General features: G+C 72.4%; 17 protein-coding genes. 5 read left to right on the plus strand and 12 right to left on the minus strand.

The features are described from left to right. Positions 1–219: 219 nt before the first annotated feature. The 11 genes from WA640_RS00610 to hisI all read right to left on the minus strand — a co-directional run bounded on the left by WA640_RS00610 (position 220) and on the right by hisI (position 9,654). Positions 220–996 (minus strand): WecB/TagA/CpsF family glycosyltransferase, encoded by a 777-nt coding sequence (locus WA640_RS00610; protein WP_106362327.1) that lies wholly within the window; start codon positions 994–996, stop codon positions 220–222. Further along, a complete protein-coding gene (locus tag WA640_RS00615; RefSeq protein ID WP_335985607.1) occupies positions 996–1,979 on the minus strand; it encodes an NAD-dependent epimerase/dehydratase family protein in 984 nt (327 codons plus the stop codon). The genes WA640_RS00610 and WA640_RS00615 overlap by 1 nt, the downstream gene beginning before the upstream one ends. 39 nt (positions 1,980–2,018) lie before the next feature. Then, positions 2,019–2,981 (minus strand): hypothetical protein, encoded by a 963-nt coding sequence (locus WA640_RS00620; RefSeq protein WP_335985608.1) that lies wholly within the window; start codon positions 2,979–2,981, stop codon positions 2,019–2,021. 33 nt (positions 2,982–3,014) lie between these two features. Beyond that, the gene (locus tag WA640_RS00625) at positions 3,015–3,503 is read right to left on the minus strand and encodes a GNAT family N-acetyltransferase (protein ID WP_335985609.1); all 489 of its coding nucleotides are present in this window, start codon (positions 3,501–3,503) and stop codon (positions 3,015–3,017) included. Between the two features lie 18 nt (positions 3,504–3,521). Beyond that, positions 3,522–4,676, minus strand: a complete 1,155-nt coding sequence (locus WA640_RS00630) for an FAD-dependent oxidoreductase (protein WP_335985610.1) — start codon at positions 4,674–4,676, stop codon at positions 3,522–3,524. 30 nt (positions 4,677–4,706) lie between these two features. After that, complete coding sequence (gene lgt, locus WA640_RS00635) at positions 4,707–5,753, minus strand: prolipoprotein diacylglyceryl transferase (RefSeq protein ID WP_442904645.1); 1,047 nt, start codon at positions 5,751–5,753, stop codon at positions 4,707–4,709. Positions 5,754–5,834: 81 nt separating this feature from the next. Next, a complete protein-coding gene (trpA, locus tag WA640_RS00640; protein WP_106362321.1) occupies positions 5,835–6,623 on the minus strand; it encodes a tryptophan synthase subunit alpha in 789 nt (262 codons plus the stop codon). After that, entirely contained in the window at positions 6,624–7,832 is a 1,209-nt protein-coding gene (trpB, locus tag WA640_RS00645; RefSeq protein WP_335985612.1) for a tryptophan synthase subunit beta, read from the minus strand. An 18-nt stretch (positions 7,833–7,850) separates the two neighbouring features. Next, positions 7,851–8,657 (minus strand): indole-3-glycerol phosphate synthase TrpC, encoded by an 807-nt coding sequence (gene trpC, locus WA640_RS00650; RefSeq protein WP_106362319.1) that lies wholly within the window; start codon positions 8,655–8,657, stop codon positions 7,851–7,853. Next, on the minus strand, positions 8,654–9,241 hold the full coding sequence (locus WA640_RS00655) for a Trp biosynthesis-associated membrane protein (RefSeq protein WP_335985613.1): 588 nt from the start codon (positions 9,239–9,241) through the stop codon (positions 8,654–8,656). Before WA640_RS00655 ends, trpC begins: the two co-directional genes overlap by 4 nt. Next, the gene (gene hisI, locus WA640_RS00660) at positions 9,238–9,654 is read right to left on the minus strand and encodes a phosphoribosyl-AMP cyclohydrolase (protein ID WP_106362317.1); all 417 of its coding nucleotides are present in this window, start codon (positions 9,652–9,654) and stop codon (positions 9,238–9,240) included. Before hisI ends, WA640_RS00655 begins: the two co-directional genes overlap by 4 nt. Here hisI and WA640_RS00665 point away from each other — a divergent pair. The 3 genes from WA640_RS00665 (at position 9,653) to WA640_RS00675 (ending at position 13,178) form a co-directional block, all read left to right on the plus strand. Next, complete coding sequence (locus WA640_RS00665) at positions 9,653–10,321, plus strand: RibD family protein (RefSeq protein WP_335985614.1); 669 nt, start codon at positions 9,653–9,655, stop codon at positions 10,319–10,321. The genes hisI and WA640_RS00665 overlap by 2 nt on opposite strands. A gap of 87 nt (positions 10,322–10,408) precedes the next feature. Further along, positions 10,409–12,166, plus strand: coding sequence for a BCCT family transporter (locus WA640_RS00670; protein ID WP_335985615.1), 1,758 nt, complete (start codon positions 10,409–10,411; stop codon positions 12,164–12,166). Positions 12,167–12,215: 49 nt separating this feature from the next. Next, positions 12,216–13,178 (plus strand): quinone oxidoreductase family protein, encoded by a 963-nt coding sequence (locus WA640_RS00675; protein ID WP_335985616.1) that lies wholly within the window; start codon positions 12,216–12,218, stop codon positions 13,176–13,178. Here the strand turns inward: WA640_RS00675 and WA640_RS00680 are convergent. Then, positions 13,168–14,148, minus strand: coding sequence for a GlxA family transcriptional regulator (locus WA640_RS00680; RefSeq protein WP_335985617.1), 981 nt, complete (start codon positions 14,146–14,148; stop codon positions 13,168–13,170). The genes WA640_RS00675 and WA640_RS00680 overlap by 11 nt on opposite strands. Positions 14,149–14,253: 105 nt before the next feature. Between WA640_RS00680 and WA640_RS00685 the strand changes: the two genes are divergently transcribed. Continuing rightward, a complete protein-coding gene (locus WA640_RS00685) occupies positions 14,254–15,177 on the plus strand; it encodes an NADP-dependent oxidoreductase (RefSeq protein WP_442904669.1) in 924 nt (307 codons plus the stop codon). A 54-nt stretch (positions 15,178–15,231) separates the two neighbouring features. Next, a complete protein-coding gene (locus WA640_RS00690; RefSeq protein ID WP_335985620.1) occupies positions 15,232–15,861 on the plus strand; it encodes a flavin reductase family protein in 630 nt (209 codons plus the stop codon). Positions 15,862–15,870: the final 9 nt, after the last annotated feature.

Below are 15,870 nucleotides of genomic sequence, written 5' to 3' on the forward strand. Positions count from 1 at the left end.
TGTGAACGGAGGGTCCCGGCAATTCGGACATCGCTGGGCCCCCCGGTTTCAACCCTGCCTCGGGGGTACGACAGTGTCGGCGGCGTCCTGAATGCGGGCAGCTCTCATGGCGCCGAGTGCGTTGGGCCCCGGTCAAAACCCTGACACGGGGGTACGACATGGCCGCCATACGACATCGCCGCCCGGCCCTCGACGGGCCGGACGGCGATCAGGTGTCGTCTAGTCGCGCAGGAACGGCGGGCGCTTGCGGATCTGGCGCAGGTAGGCCGGGTTGTTCTGGAAGTACCTGCGCCACAGGCGCTTCGGCTCCTTGGTGAGCCGGTAGAACCATTCGAGGCCGTTGCGCTGCATCCACGGAGGGGCCTGCGGGACGAGGCCGGCGTGGAAGTCGAAGGCGGCGCCGACGCCGAAGAGGGCGGGGGCGTTGAGGCGGTCGCGGTGGGCGGCCATCCAGCGCTCCTGCTTCGGGGTGGACAGGCCCACCCACACGAGCTGGGCGCCGGAGTCGTTGATGCGCTTGACGATCGCCTCGTCCTCCTCCTCGGTGAGGGGGCGGAACGGCGGCGAGTACATCCCGGCGAACTTGACGCCGGGGATGCGCTCGGCGAGCTTCTCGGCGAGGAGCTCGGGGACGCCGTCCTTGCCGCCGTAGAGGAACGAGGACCAGCCGCGCTCGGCGGCGCGGGCGAGGACGTTGAGCATCAGGTCCGGCCCGTAGACGCGGTCCATCCAGTCGGCCCCGGCCTTGTGCCCGGCCCACACCATCGGCATGCCGTCGGGCGTGGTCAGCCCGGAGGCGTTGTGGATGGCGAGGAGCTCGGGGTCCCGCTGGGACTCCATGACGCCGTGGACGCCGGTGACGCACACGTAGTGGCGCTCGCCCTCGTCGACCCAGCGGGTGACCTCGTCGAGGGCCATGGCCTGGTCGACGGTGGAGACGCCGACGCCGAGGACGTCGACGCGGCGGAGCCTCGGCTGTGCCTTCTCAGCTGCCATTACGCGGCGAGCTTGGCCTTGACCTGGTCGTAGACCCACGCGTAGGTCTTCGCCATGCCCTCGCGCAGGGAGATCGAGGGCTCCCAGCCGTAGTACTTCTGGATGAGCGTGTTGTCCGAGTTGCGGCCGCGCACGCCCAGGGGGCCGTCGATGTGCTTGAGCTCGATGTCGATCCCGGCGATGTCGGCGACCAGGTAGTACAGGTTGTTGATCGTGGTCAGCTCGGAGGAGCCGAGGTTGAGCGGCTCGGTGACGTCGCCGCGGGTGAACATCTTCGTGCCGTGGACGCAGTCGTCGATGTACGTGAACGAGCGGGTCTGCTCGCCGTCGCCCCAGATCTCCACTTCCTTCTGCCCGGTGAGCGCCGCGACGGCGATCTTCCGGCAGGTCGCGGCGGGGGCCTTCTCGCGGCCGCCGTCCCACGTGCCCTCGGGGCCGTAGATGTTGTGGTAGCGGGCGATGCGGGTCTGGAGGCCGAAGTCCTCGCGGAAGTGGCGGCACATGCGCTCGGAGAACAGCTTCTCCCAGCCGTAGCCGTCCTCGGCGTCCGCGGGGTAGGCGTCCTCCTCCTTCAGGGGCGCGATGTTCGCCTCGGTCTGCTTGTACCCGGCGTACACGCACGCGGAGGAGGAGTAGAAGAAGCGCCCGACCTCGGCGTCCTTGGACGCCATGAGCATGTGCGTCGAGGGCAGGACCGAGAGCATGCACAGGGCCTTGTTGTTCTCGATGAAGCCCATGCCGCCCATGTTGCACGCGAGGTTGTAGACCTCGGCGGCGCCGTCGCCGACGGCCTCGCGGCAGTTCGCGAGGTCGGCGAGGTCGCGCTGGAGGTTCTCGGTCTCGCCGTGGACCTGGTACCACTCGTCGAGGGGCTTCACGTCGACGGCCCGGACGGTCTTGCCCTCGGCGAGGAGGCTCGCCACCAGGTGCCCGCCGATGAACCCACCGGCTCCCGCCACTACCGCGTCCACGCTTGCCGCCATCGTCACTCCTCATGATTCCGGGTACGGGGAAGAATTGCTTCAGCCTACCCGCCGCGTTTCCGCGCCCACCAGCCGGGAAATGGGGTGTAAGTCACCGTCAGGTGCAGATTCGGACACCTCGTCACCGGCGGTCGCGAGGAGCGCCGGGGACGTGACGACGCTCAGCCCCGGGTCCTCGTCCCCGGCGATGACCGGTTCGAAGCGCGAGGCCACGCAGTACAGGTGCACGGGCGGGTCGCCGAGGAGCCGCTTGACGTAGCGCAGGCGCTTGAGCTGGCGTTCGACCATGCGGAACCGCCACCGGACGGTCCCGAGCGCGAGCGCCTCGCCCTTCTCGTCCCAGGTGACGAGCTCCAGGGTCCGCATCTGGCGGAACCGCGGGTCGGGGACGGTGATGCGCGTCGCCGTCGCGGCGCCGGTGACCTCGCGGGCCCATTCGCGGGTGAGGTTCAGGAACTCGGGGCGGCCGACGTACCGGTCGAAGCGGGCGCGGTTGCGGCGCCACAGCGGCTCCGCGATGCGGCCCCGGCGCCACCGGTCCAGGTGCGGGCGAAGGACCGCGTAGTGGAAGCGCGCCAAGCGGTCCGTGAACGTCCAGAAGGGATTGTCCGGTTCGAGGGGGTTCGCGGCGGGGGCGATGAGCCCGGCCGCTTCGAGGCGCGGCAGGAGCGCGGTCAGGTCGGCCTCGCTCAGCCGGGTGCCGGTCCGCAGGTCGTACAGGGTGCGGGGGCGGACCACGACGAGTGAGAGGACGGCGTCCTCGGCCTCGTCGGGGGCCTCCCCGAGCGCGGCGGCGGGGGCGCCGTCGACGGCCGCGAAGTGCGGCGTGTCGGGCGAGAGGAAGCCCTGCATGAGCCAGCCGTCGACCTGCTCGAAGCGCTGCGGGAGCGGCGCCGGGGACTGGAGCAGGACGGGGTCGGCCCCGGTGAGGGCGTGGACGGCGACCGCGGTCTCGGGGTCGGCGATTCCCAGGGAGCGAATCGACTCGCGCAGTTCGTTCATGGTGAGAGCGATGCTACTCGGAGGCCGCGACGGTCACAGCTCGCGGAACATGAGGTGCATGTCGACCAGGCCCTTCGACGGGTGCCGGAACGTCGCGGGCAGCAGCGCGAGCGTGCGGAACCCGAGGGAGTGCCACAGCTCGACGGCGGCGGTGTTCGTGGCGACGACGGCGTTGAACTGCATCGCGGCGAACCCGTCGGCCTTCGCGCGGGCCAGGGCGGCCTCGCCGAGGGCGCGGCCGAGGCCCCGGCCGCGCACTGCCGGGTCGACCATGAAGCCCGCGTTGGCGATGTGCGCGCCGCGGCCGGGCTGGTTCGGGTGGATCTCGGCGATCCCGGCGACGCGGCCGTCCACTTCGGCGACGAGCGCGCTCGCGGGCGGCTCCTTCTCGATCCAGTAGGCGCGCAGGCGGTCCTCGGGGGTGCCCGGCTCCCACACGAAGTGCTCGCCGGACTCGATCACGGGCCGGGCGAAGGCCCACACGGCGGGCCAGTCTTCGGGGCGGGCGTCGCGGATCTCCATGGGCACCAACCTATCGGCTCAGCGGGGCGGCTGCCAGTCGGCGAGGGACGCGGCCTGGCTCTGCACCCACGAGTCGGGGACGGCGCGCAGGAGCCCGCGGGTGACGCCGCGCCCGCCCGAGGCGATCGTGTGGACCCGGCGGGAGAGCCGCGCGACGCGCTTGATGCGCGGCAGGCGGGCCCGGTCGTAGGAGGCGAGCGCGTCGGGGATCGACTCGGGGGTGCGGCGCAGCGCCCAGCCGAGGGTCACGGCGTCTTCGAGGGCGAGGCTGCCGCCCTGGGCGAGGACGGGCGCGACGCCGTGCGCGGCGTCGCCCATGAGGACGAGGCCGCCGTTCCCGGCGCTCTGGTGGAGCCGGGACGGCACGGGCCAGACGTAGCGGACGGACTGCTGCGTCAGCTCCGAGGGCCGGGTGGCGGCGATGTACTTGCCGACCGGCGAGGGCCAGTCGGCGAACCACCGGTTGATCAGCTCGTGCTGGATCTGCGGGGACTCCGGGCGCATCCCGCCGGGGACCGTGGCCCACCAGCAGGCCCCGGCGTGGCCGAGGTCGCCGTAGCCGAAGCGGCGGCGGTCGGGGCCGTAGATCTCGACGGCCTCGGCGCCCCGCTCGGGAGCCCGATGGGCGGGGATGGTGCCGCGGAAGACCACCACTCCGGCGTCCACTGTGGGCGACCCGGGGGCGATGAGGGGGCGGGTCGGGGAGTCGATGCCGTCGGCGGCGACGACGAGGTCGGCGTCCCAGCGGCGGGCCTTGTCCCCCGCGGCGGGGTCGACCATGTCGATCCGGTCGACCTGGACCGCGGGGTGGACCTCGACGGAGTCGCCGAGGCGCGACACGAGCGCCTCGTAGAGCATCGCGTTGTGGACCATGACGGACGGGGTGCCGTCGTCGGCGCCGAGCATGGCCCCGGCGAACGACGAGGACAGGCGGTCCTCGTTGCGGATCTCGAAGCGGTCCACGGGGGTCCCGGCGGCGTCGAGGGTCGCGTCGACCCCGAGCGCGCGCAGGGCACGCACGCCCGAGGCCCACAGGATCATCCCGAGGTCGTCGCCCTTGAGGCGCTCGCGCCGCTCCAGCAGCGCCACCCGCCAGCCGAGCTTCGACAGCACGATCGCGCTGGCGAGCCCGGCGACGCCGGCGCCGACGACTACGGCTCTACGGTTGTGCATCTGGACCTGCCCGGGGGGAAGCGGTGTCGGTCAGCCGTCGTCGCGGGTCTTGCCCGCTTCGGCCTGGGGTTCGTCGGACGGCTCGTCGGCGACGCCGTCCTCCTCGGGTCGAGTGTCCTCGGTTTCGTCGGCTTCGGGGGTCCCGGCGTCGTCGGCGCCGGCGGGCGGGGCGAGCAGGACGCCCTTGGGGAGGGCGCCGTCGACGTACCCGGCCTCCTTCGCGGCCTCGGAGTTCCAGGCGACGGCGATGCGCTCGGCGCCTTCGTAGACGAAGACCTGGCGGGTGCCGCGGGCGATGAGCAGGTAGGCGACGGCGGCGACGACCACGATGATGCTCATCCACTGGTTCAGGCGCAGCCCGAACATGGCTTCGGCGGGGTCGATGCGCAGGCCCTCGATCCAGAAGCGGCCGATGCCGTAGAGGGCGACGTAGAGGGCGACGGCGCGCCCGGCGCCGAACTTGAAGCGGCGGTCGGCGAGCCACACGACGAGGGCCACGCCGAGGTTCCAGAGGAGTTCGTAGAGGAACGTGGGGTGGAACGTCGAGTAGTTCTCGTACCCGTCGACGCGGTGGCTCAGGTCGATCTGCACGGCCCACCAGGCGTCGAGGGGCCTGCCGTACAGCTCCTGGTTGAACCAGTTGCCGAGGCGGCCGATCGCCTGGGCGACGGGGATGCCGACGATGATGGCGTCGGCGACCATGGTGAACGGGAGCTTGAGCTGGCGGCAGCCGAGCCACACGCCGACGCCGCCGAGGAGGATCGCGCCGGGGATGCCGAGGCCGCCCTCCCAGACCGCGAGGATCTTCCACGGGTCGCCTTCGGGCCCGAAGTAGGCGTCGGGGCTGGTGAAGACGTGGTAGAGGCGGCCGCCGACGATGCCGAACGGCACCGCCCACACGGCGAGGTCGAGGACGGCCCACTCGGGGGCGCCGCGGCGGCGCATGCGCGCCTCGGCGATCCAGCAGGCGACGACGATGCCCGCGATGAGGCAGAGCGCGTAGGCCCGGATGGGGACGGGGCCGAGGTGCCAGACCGACTCGGACGGGCTCGGGATAGAAGCAAGGTCCACGGGCATAAACCTAACGGGTGAGGGCGGCGGAGCCGGACGCGGGCATAGAGCGGCCCCGCAGGCGGGTGCCTGCGGGGCCGGTCGGGTCTAGCGGCGGACGCCTTCGGCGAGGTCCGCGGTGAGGTCCGCGAGGCGCTGGTGGCCTGCGGGGATGTCGTCGGCGTCGAGGTAGCAGTTGACGATCGCGGAGCCGACGATGACGGCGTCCCCGTAGGACGCGATCTCGGCGGCCTGGTCGCCCGAGCGGACCCCGAGGCCCACGCCGATCGGCAGGTCGGTGTGGGCGCGGGTGCGGCGCACCAGCTCCGGTGCGGCAGCGGAGGTCGCGGCGCGGGCGCCGGTGACGCCCATGACCGACTGCGCGTACACGAAGCCGCGGCAGGCCTCCACCGTGGACGCGATGCGCTCCTCGGTGGAGGAGGGCGCGACGAGGAAGACCCGGTCGAGGTCGTGCTCGTCGGACGCGGCGATCCACTCCTGGGCCTCGTCGGGGATGAGGTCGGGCGTGATGAGCCCGGCCCCGCCCGCGGCCTTGAAGTCGCGCGCGAACCGGTCGACCCCGTAGCGCTCCACGAGGTTCCAGTAGGTCATGACGAGGATCGGGACGCGCCCGGAGACGGCCTCGGTGACCTCGAAGACCTGCCTGGTGCGGAAGCCCTGCGCGAGCGCCTGGTCGGCGGCCCGCTGGATCGCGGGGCCGTCCATGACCGGGTCGGAGTAGGGCAGGCCCAGCTCGATGATGTCGGCGCCGTGGTCGATCATGATCTCGACGGCCTTGATGGAGTCGGCGAGGGTCGGGAACCCGGCCGGGAGGTAGCCGACGAGCGCGGCGCGGCCCTCGGCCTTCGACTTCGCGAACGCTTCGGCGGCGCGCATCTACTGTGCTCCCTGCTCTTGAGAGGCACCGTCGTAGCCGTAGTACTCGACGACGTTGCCCATGTCCTTGTCGCCGCGGCCCGAGAGGTTCACCAGGACGCGGGCGCCCGGCTCCAGGCCCTTCGCGAGGCGCAGCGCCCCGGCGAGGCCGTGCGCGGACTCGATCGCGCAGATGATGCCCTCGGTGCGGGCGAGCTTCTCCAAGGCGGCCATGGCCTCGGCGTCGTCGACGGGCTCGTAGTGCGCGCGGCCCGTGGCGGCCAGGTGCGCGTGCTCGGGGCCGACGCCCGGGTAGTCGAGGCCCGCGGAGATCGAGTGCGACTCGATGGTCTGGCCGTCCTCGTTCTGGAGGACGAACGTGCGGGCGCCGTGGAGGACGCCGATCTGCCCGGCGGTGATCGTCGCGGCGTGGCGGCCGGTGTCGTAGCCGTCGCCGCCGGCCTCGAAGCCGTACAGCTTCACATCGTCGTCGAGGAACGCGGTGAAGATCCCCATCGCGTTCGAGCCGCCGCCGACGCACGCGGCGACGACGTCGGGAAGGGCCCCGGTGCGCTCCAGGAACTGGGCGCGGGCCTCGTCGCCGATGCCGCGGCAGTAGTCGCGCACGAGCATCGGGAACGGGTGCGGGCCGCCGACCGAGCCGATCAGGTAGTGGGTGCCGTCGACGGTGGCGACCCATTCGCGCAGGGCCTCGTTCATGGCGTCCTTGAGGGTCCGCGACCCGGTCGTGACGGGCACGACCTCCGCGCCGAGGAGCCGCATCCGGGCCACGTTCAGGGCCTGGCGGCGGGTGTCCTCCTCCCCCATGTACACGGTGCATTCGAGGCCGAAGTAGGCGGCGGCGGTCGCGGAGGCGACGCCGTGCTGGCCCGCGCCGGTCTCGGCGATGATCCGGGTCTTGCCCATGCGCTTGGTCAGGAGCGCCTGGCCGAGCACGTTGCGGATCTTGTGCGCGCCGGTGTGGTTGAGGTCCTCGCGCTTGAGCCAGACCTCCACGCCCGCCTCTTCGGAGAGCCGCTCGGCGAGGTACAGCGGGGACGGCAGGTTGCCGTACTCGCGGCCGAGCCTGTCGAGTTCCGCGAGGAACGCGGGGTCGGCCATCGCGGAGGCGTGGGCCGCTTCGAGCTCGTCGAGCGCGGCGATGAGCGCTTCGGGGACGAACCGCCCGCCGAATTCGCCCCAGTGGCCGCCGGGATCTGGATTGGGCAAGGTTCTCCCCTTCGCTTACTAGATGGGTCTGGGCGTCGCCGGGTGCGAGCCGGCGGTGACCAGCTCGCGGACGGCGTCGCGCGGGCTCTTCTGCTTGACGACCCCCTCGCCGACGAGCACGGCGTCGGCGCCGGCGCTCGCGTAGCGGATGAGGTCCCGGGTGCCGCGGACGCCGGACTCGGCGACCTTCACGACGTCCCGGGGCAGGCCCGGCGCGATCCGCTCGAACACCGAGCGGTCCACTTCGAGCGTAGTCAGGTCGCGCGCGTTCACGCCAATGACTTTGGCGCCCGCGCGCATCGCCCGGTCGGCCTCGTACTCGGTGTGGACCTCGACGAGCGCGGTCATGCCGAGCCCGGTGATCCGCTCGTGCAGGGACACGAGCGTGTCCTGGTCGAGTGCGGCCACGATGAGCAGGACCAGGTCCGCGCCGTGCGCGCGGGCCTCCAGGACCTGGTAGGGGGAGACCACGAAGTCCTTGCGCAGCACCGGGATCTGGACCTTCGCGCGCACCGCGTCGAGGTCGTCGAGGCTGCCCTTGAAGTAGGACTGCTCGGTGAGCACGGAGATGACCGAGGCGCCGCCCGCGGCGTACTCGGCGGCCAGGACGGCCGGGTCGGGGATGTCGGCGAGCGCGCCCTTCGAGGGCGAGGCCCGCTTCACTTCGGCGATGACGCTCACGCCGCCGGTCTTGAGGGCCGCGTACCCGTCGAGCGGGGCCCGCGCGGCCTCGGCGCGCTCGCGGATCGCCTCGATGGGGGTCTCGGCCTCGCGCCGTTCGAGATCGGCGCGGACTTCGGTGATGATCTGCTCCAGCACGTTCATCTACGCGGTCCTTTCTGCGGCGCCGATGCCGTGATATTAGGCGACGAGGGGTCCCGGCCCGAGTCGAGGGCGTTCCACAGCGACACGGGGTCCTCTGCTATGGCCTGGTCTCCGGAGCCGTCCCCGGCGGTCTCGTACCGGTCGGTCGCGGGCCAGCCGCCCGCCCGGGCGGTGGTCCACGCGCCCGCGGCGGCGAGGGCCAGGGCCGCGGCGGCGAGCGTGATCGGCCACGCGCCGGACGTCAGGTGCAGGATGCCGCCGAGCGCGGCGGCGAGCCCGGCGAGCGCGGCGACGGCGCCGAGGACGCGGCGGGCGCGGTTCCCGGTGGCGAGCATCGCGAGGAACGCGGCGCCGCCCGCGAGCGCGCACGGCAGCGCCCACGAGGCGAGATCGGTCCCGGACTGGACGGTGGTGGCGGTGATCCCGGCGTGCCCGGTGTCGGCGGTGGAGGTCCAGCCGCGGGAGGCGGCGAGGGCCCCGAGGGCGGCGGCGACGATGCCGGCGAGGATCACGCGGGTGCGCTCGGCGGCGCGGTCGGGCGCGTCAGGGGTCTCGGCCTCGGGGGTCTCGGGCGCGTCGCTCATGCGATCTCCCTCCCGGTGAAGCAGGTGCGGGTGCCGGTGTGGCAGGCCGGGCCGGTCTGGTCGACCTGGAGGAGGACCGTGTCGCCGTCGCAGTCGGCGGCGACGGAGAGGACCGCCTGGTGGTGCCCGGAGGTCTCGCCCTTGACCCAGTACTCGCCGCGGCTGCGCGACCAGTACGTGGCCTTGCCGGTGGCGAGGGTGCGCCGCAGCGCCTCCGCGTCCATCCACGCGAGCATGAGGACTTCGCCCGTGTCGTGCTGCTGCGCGATCGCGGGCACGAGCCCCTCGGCGTTGAACGCCAGGCCCTCCAGGGCCGCTTCTCGACCTTCCACGGTTATCGATTGTGATCGCACCGCGGCGCGCGGTGCCACCCGGGCCCGTCGGGGAGTGAATCGTGGGATTCTCGGGGGCATGGAGCGCCCGTATGTCATCCTTTCGGCCGCCGTGAGCCTCGACGGGTTCCTCGACGACGACTCGCCCGAGCGGCTCATCCTGTCGAACGCCGAGGACTTCGACCGGGTCGACGCGGTGCGCGCGGAGGTGGACGCGATCGCGGTCGGGGCCGGGACGGTGCGCGCGGACGACCCGCGGCTGCTGGTGCGCTCGCCGCAGCGGCGGGCGGCGCGGGCCGCGGCGGGGCGGCGGGAGTCGCCGCTGCGGGTCGTGTTCTCGCCTTCGGGGGAGCTGGACCCGGGGGCGCGGCTGTTCGCGGCCGGGGACCCGGTGGTGGTGTACACGTCGGCGGCGGGGGCCGCGGTGTTCGCGGTGGGCCCGGAGGCGGCCGAGGCGGTGGCGACCGGGGACCGGGAGGTGGACCTGCGCGCGGCGCTCGCGGACCTCGCCTCGCGCGGGGTGGCGCGGCTGCTGGTGGAGGGCGGAGGGACGGTGCACACGGCGTTCCTGTCGGCGGACGTGGTGGACGAGCTGCACGTGGCGGTGGCGCCGTTCCTGCTCGGCGAGCGGGGGGCGGCGCGGTTCACGTACCCGGCGCATTTCCCGCAGTCCCCGGCGCGGCCGCTGCGACTGGTGGAGGCGCGGCCGCTCGGGTCGGTGGCGCTGCTGGTGTACCGGCGGGACTGAACCCCCGGCGCAGGCGATTCGGCCGGATCGGACTGATTGGTCCCTTATGGTGGCTTGAGTCCCCGTCCGATCCGAGAGGAGCGCGCCATGTCCGCGAGCGACACGCCGACCGATCCCGAGCACGTCGAGCCGGAGGAGGCGCCGCCGCCGGAGCGCCCGATCGAGGACGAGGAGCGGCAGGCGACGCTCCCGGTGGACAAGCCGGTGTTCTGGACGGGCGCGATCGTGACGCTCGCGGTGATCGTGGTCGGCGCGGTCTTCCCGAAGCAGTTCGAGGACGGCTCGACGGCGGCGCTGAACTGGGTCATCTCGAACTTCGGGTGGCTGTTCATCATCGCCGCGAACATCTTCGTGGTGCTGGCGATCTACATCGCGGCGAGCCGGTACGGGAACATCAAGCTCGCGGCGTCCTCCGACGAGGAGCCCGAGTTCGGGACGCTCCCGTGGATCTCCATGATGTTCGCCGCCGGGATGGGCATCGGCCTCATGTTCTACGGCGTGGCCGAGCCGCTGTCGCACTACGTGGACCCGCCGCCGCCGCTCCAGCTCAACCCCGACAACCCGTTCTACACCGACCAGCTCCAAGAGGGCGCGCTGGTCTACTCGTTCTTCCACTGGGGCCTGCACCCGTGGGCGATCTACGCCGTGGCCGGGCTGGCGCTGGGCTACTCGACGTTCCGCAAGGGCCGCGGCAACAACATGAGCGACGCGTTCGAGCCGCTGACGGGCGGCAGGCGGTGGGGCCCGGCAGTGGGCCGCACCGTGGACCTCCTCGCGGTGTTCGCGACCGTGTTCGGGACCGCCGCGAGCCTGGGCCTGGGCGCGCTCCAGGTCGCGGTGGGGCTGGGGATCGTCGCGGGCGTGGAGGACTCGAAGTTCCTGGAGATCATCGTGATCGTGGCGCTGACGGCGGCGTTCGTCGCCTCGGCGTTCTCGGGCGTGCACCGCGGCGTCAAGTGGCTGTCGACGACGAACATGGTCATGGCGCTGTTCCTCATCGTGTTCGTGTTCTTCGCGGGCCCGACCCTGTTCATCCTCGACGCGTGGCCGAACGCGGTCGGCGGGTACCTGGCGAGCCTGACGAACCTCTCCAGCGTCACCGGCGCGTTCGGCGGCGCGGACTGGATGGCCGCGTGGACGATCTTCTACTGGGCGTGGTGGCTGTCGTGGGCGCCGTTCGTCGGCACCTTCATCGCGCGCATCTCGCGGGGCCGCACGATCCGCCAGTTCATCGTCGGGGTGCTGCTCATCCCCTCGACCGCCTCGACGGTGTGGTTCGCGATCCTCGGCGGCACCGCGCTGTGGAAGCAGGGCAACGGGACCGACTACAGCGACTCGCTCGGCAAGGGCGAGGAGTACGCGCTGTTCGCGCTCCTCGACTCCCTGCCGCTGTACAGCCTCATGTCGGGCCTGTCGATGGTCCTCGTCGCGATCTACTTCGTGACCGGCGCCGACTCGGCGTCGCTCGTCCTCGGGTCGCTGTCGAGCCGCGGCTCGCTCGCGCCGAAGAAGCCGCTCGTCGTGTTCTGGGGCTCCACGATCGGCGCGGTCGCGGCCGTGCTGCTCCTCTCGGGCGGCCTGGAGGGGCTCAAGAACGCGACGATCATCGTGGCGCTGCCGTTCGCGATCGTCATGCTCGCGCTGTGCGTCTCGCTCATGAAGGAGCTGACGACCGACCCGGCCGCGAACGTCCTGCGCCACCACATGCGCCAGAAGGGCTTCCGCGACGCGATCCGCCGCATCGTCGGCGAGGAGGTCGACACCCGCACCGCCGCGAAGAACCCGTGGGGCCGCGCCCGCATGAAGTACGGGGTCGGCGGACGCCGGACCGGACCGGAGGAATAGGACAGGGAGCCGCTAAGTTATTGGAGAACCTGCGGCGGAAGGAAACCTCATGAAGGCGATCGTGGTCGAGCGGACCGGCGGGCCGGGCGTGATGACGGTCCTGGACGGCGAGGACCCGGGCCCGCGGCCCGGCCAGATCGCCGTCAGGGTCGCCGCGGCCGGCGTCAACTTCATCGACGTGTACCACCGCACCGGCGCCTACGGGCTGCCGCTGCCGTTCACGCCGGGCCTCGAAGGCGGCGGCTACGTCGCCGCGCTCGGCGAGGGCGTCACCGGCTTCGCCGTCGGCGACGAGGTCGCCTGGAAGAGCGTCCCCGGGTCCTACGCCGACCTCGTCGTCGCCGACGCGAACGAGTTCGTGCCCGTCCCGGAGAAAGTGGCGGTCGAGACCGCCGCGGCCGTCATGCTCCAGGGCCTCACCGCGCACTACCTGTGCAACAGCGTCTACGACGTGCAGGAGGGCGACACGGTCATCGTCCACGCCGCCGCGGGCGGCGTCGGCCTGCTCCTGACGCAGATGGTGAAGTACAAGGGCGGCAAGGTCATCGGCACCGTCTCCACCGACGCGAAGGCCGAACTGGCCCGCCAGAACGGCACCGACCACGTGCTGCGCTACGAGGGCTTCGGCGCCAAGGCCCGCGAGCTCACCGGCGGCGAGGGCGTCGCCGCCGTCTACGACGGCGTCGGCAAGACCACCTTCGACGAGGGCCTCGAAGCGCTCCGGCCCCGCGGCGTCATGGCCCTGTTCGGCCAGGCCAGCGGCCCCGTCCCGCCCGTCGACCCGCAGCGTCTCCACAAAGGCGGGTCGCTCGTCCTCACCCGCCCGACCCTCGGCGACTTCACGCGCACCCACGAGGAGTACCTCGCCCGCGCCGCCGACGTCTTCCAGATGATCGAGGACGACAACCTTCTCGTCCGCGTCGGCGAGACCTTCCGCCTCGAAGAGGCCCCCGAGGCGCACGAGCTGCTCCAGGCCCGCAAGACCACCGCGAAGCTCCTGCTCATCCCGTAGCGGCGTTCTCCCGGAACGTGCGGCGGTAGGCCGAGGGCGAGACGCCGAGGACGGCGCGCAGGTGCTGGCGCAGCGACACGCCCGTGCCCAGCCCCGAGCGCCGCGCGATCTGGTCCACCGTCAGGTCGGTGGCCTCCAGGAGGTGCCGGGCGTGCTCGACGCGCTGGCGGTTGAGCCAGTGCAGCGGGCTCTCGCCGGTCTCGTCGCGGAACCGGCGCGTGAACGAGCGGCGGCTCATCGCGGCCTGCGCGGCGAGGTCGTCGATGCCGATGGGCCGGTCCAGGTGGGCGAGCGCCCACGCCCGGGCCCCGGCCGTGCCCGCGTCCCGCTCCTCGGGGACGGGCCGCTCGATGAACTGCGCCTGCCCGCCCTCGCGCCACGGCGGGACCACGCAGCGGCGGGCGACCGCGTTCGCCACGCGCGCGCCGTAGTCGAGGCGCACCAGGTGCAGGCACAGGTCGACGGCCGCGCCCGCCCCGGCGGAGGTGAGGATGCGGCCTTCGTCGACGAACAGCACGTCGGGGTCGACGCGGATCTTCGGGAAGCGGCGCTGCAACCGGTCGGTGAGGACCCAGTGCGTGGTCGCGGTCTTCCCGTCGAGAAGGCCGAGCTCGGCGAGCACGAACGCCGCCGAGCAGAACGAGACGATGCGCGCCTCGGGCCGGATCGTCGCGAACGCCTCGGCGAGGCCCTCGGGGAGCTCGCGCACGTCGCACACGGGCCCGTCGGGCTGGATCGTGGCGACCACGACCGTGTCGGCCCACGCGAGCGCCTCCGGGCCGTGGTCCACTGTGACCGTGAACCCGCCGGAGGCCCTGACGGGGCCGCCGTCGAGGGAGCAGACCCGCACGTCGTAGCGGTGCGTGAGGTCGTCGCGGACCGCGGCCTTGAAGATCCGGTCGGGGACGCCGAGCTCGAACGCCATCACGTGGTCGAGCGCGAGGACCGCGACGCGGTGCGCAGCTGTCATGGCCCGATTGTTTCACATCATGGCCCTCGGGCCACTTTCCGGCGATCGCCTTGCGGCACAGAATGGGACGCGTACACCGATGGAGAGGAACCGAACATGGCGGTAATGCGAGCGGTGGTCCAGGACGAACTGGGCGGACCCGAGGTGCTGCACCTCGCCGAGGTCGAGCGCCCCGAACCGGGCCCCACCGAGGTCCTCGTGCGAGTCCATGCGGCGGGCGTCAACCCGACCGACTGGAAGTCCCGCGAATCCGGCGGCCTCACCGGCCTGAAGCCGCCGTTCATCCTCGGATGGGACGTCTCCGGGACCGTGGAGGCCGTCGGCGCGGGCGTGCGGCTGTACGCGCCCGGCGACGAGGTCTACGGGATGCCGCGCTTCCCGCACCAGGCGGGCGGCTACGGGCAGTACGTGACCGCCCCGGCCCGCCACTTCGACTTCAAGCCCGAGTCGCTGACGCACGTGGAGGCCGCGGCGGTCCCGCTCACGGGCCTCACGGCGTACCAGGCGCTCGTCGACAACGCGGGCGTGCGCGAAGGCCAGCGCGTCCTGGTCCACGCCGCCGCGGGCGGCGTCGGCCACCTCGCGGTGCAGATCGCGAAGGCCCGCGGCGCGTACGTGATCGGCACGGCGAGCGAGGCGAAGCACGGGTTCCTGCGCTCGATCGGGATCGATGAAGCGATTGACTATCGCGCGGTCGATTTCGCCGAGACCTTGTCCGACATCGACATCGTCGTGGACCCGATCGGCGGCGAGTACGCCGCGAAGTCCGCCTCGGTCCTCAAGGACGGCGGCCACCTCATGTCCGTGATCCCCGGCGACCTGCCCGACTCCGAGCGGGCCCGCCTCAACACCGGCTTCGTCCTGGTGGAACCCGACTGGAGCGGCATGCGCGCCCTCTCGGCCCTCGTCAACGAGGGCAAGCTCCGCCCCACCGTTTCCGAGACCTACTCCCTGGAGGAGGTCGCCAAGGCCCACGAGTCGCTCCAGACCGGCCGCACGACCGGCAAGATCGTCCTCACCGTCGACTGACGCCGCGTCGTTTTCCGGCCAGCAGGGGTCCGTCGGGGCGGGTTCCATTGGGGCATGCATGTGAACACGCCGTTGAAGGTCCACTACTACGGGAGCGCCGTGGTGCTCCTGGGCACCCGGGACGAGGAGGGGCGGCCGAACGTCGCGCCGATGTCGTCGGCGTGGTGGCTGGGGCAGTCCGCGATGCTCGGGATGGGCGACCGGTCGCAGACCGCAAGGAACATGCGGGCGGTGCGGGAGTGCACGATCAACCTGGTGCCGAGCGGACTCGCGGACGCGGTGGACCGGCTGGCGGACCTGACCGCGACCGACCCGGTCCCGGAGGCGAAGGCCGCCAAGGGGTACCGGTTCGAGGCCGACAAGTTCGGGGCGGCCGGGCTCACCGCGCAGGCGGGCGAGCTGGTCGGGGCGCCGCGGGTCGCGGAGTGCCCGATCCAGCTCGAATGCCGGATCACCGCGGTCCACCCGTTCGGGAAGGGCTGCTCGGCCTTCGAGGCCGAGATCCTGCGGTCCCATGTGGATGAATCGCTGCTGGTGCCGGGCACCGCGTACGTGGACCCGCTCGCGTGGGACCCGCTGGTGATGAAGTTCTGCGACTACTTCGGGGAGGCCCGGAACCTGCGGGAGTCCACGCTCGCGCGGAACTGGCGGATGCCGCGCGGCCGCCTCGGCCGCGCCGCCTGACGCGACGGC

The organism is Glycomyces sp. MUSA5-2 (assembly GCF_037034145.1).
GTDB lineage: Bacteria > Actinomycetota > Actinomycetes > Mycobacteriales > Micromonosporaceae > Glycomyces > Glycomyces artemisiae.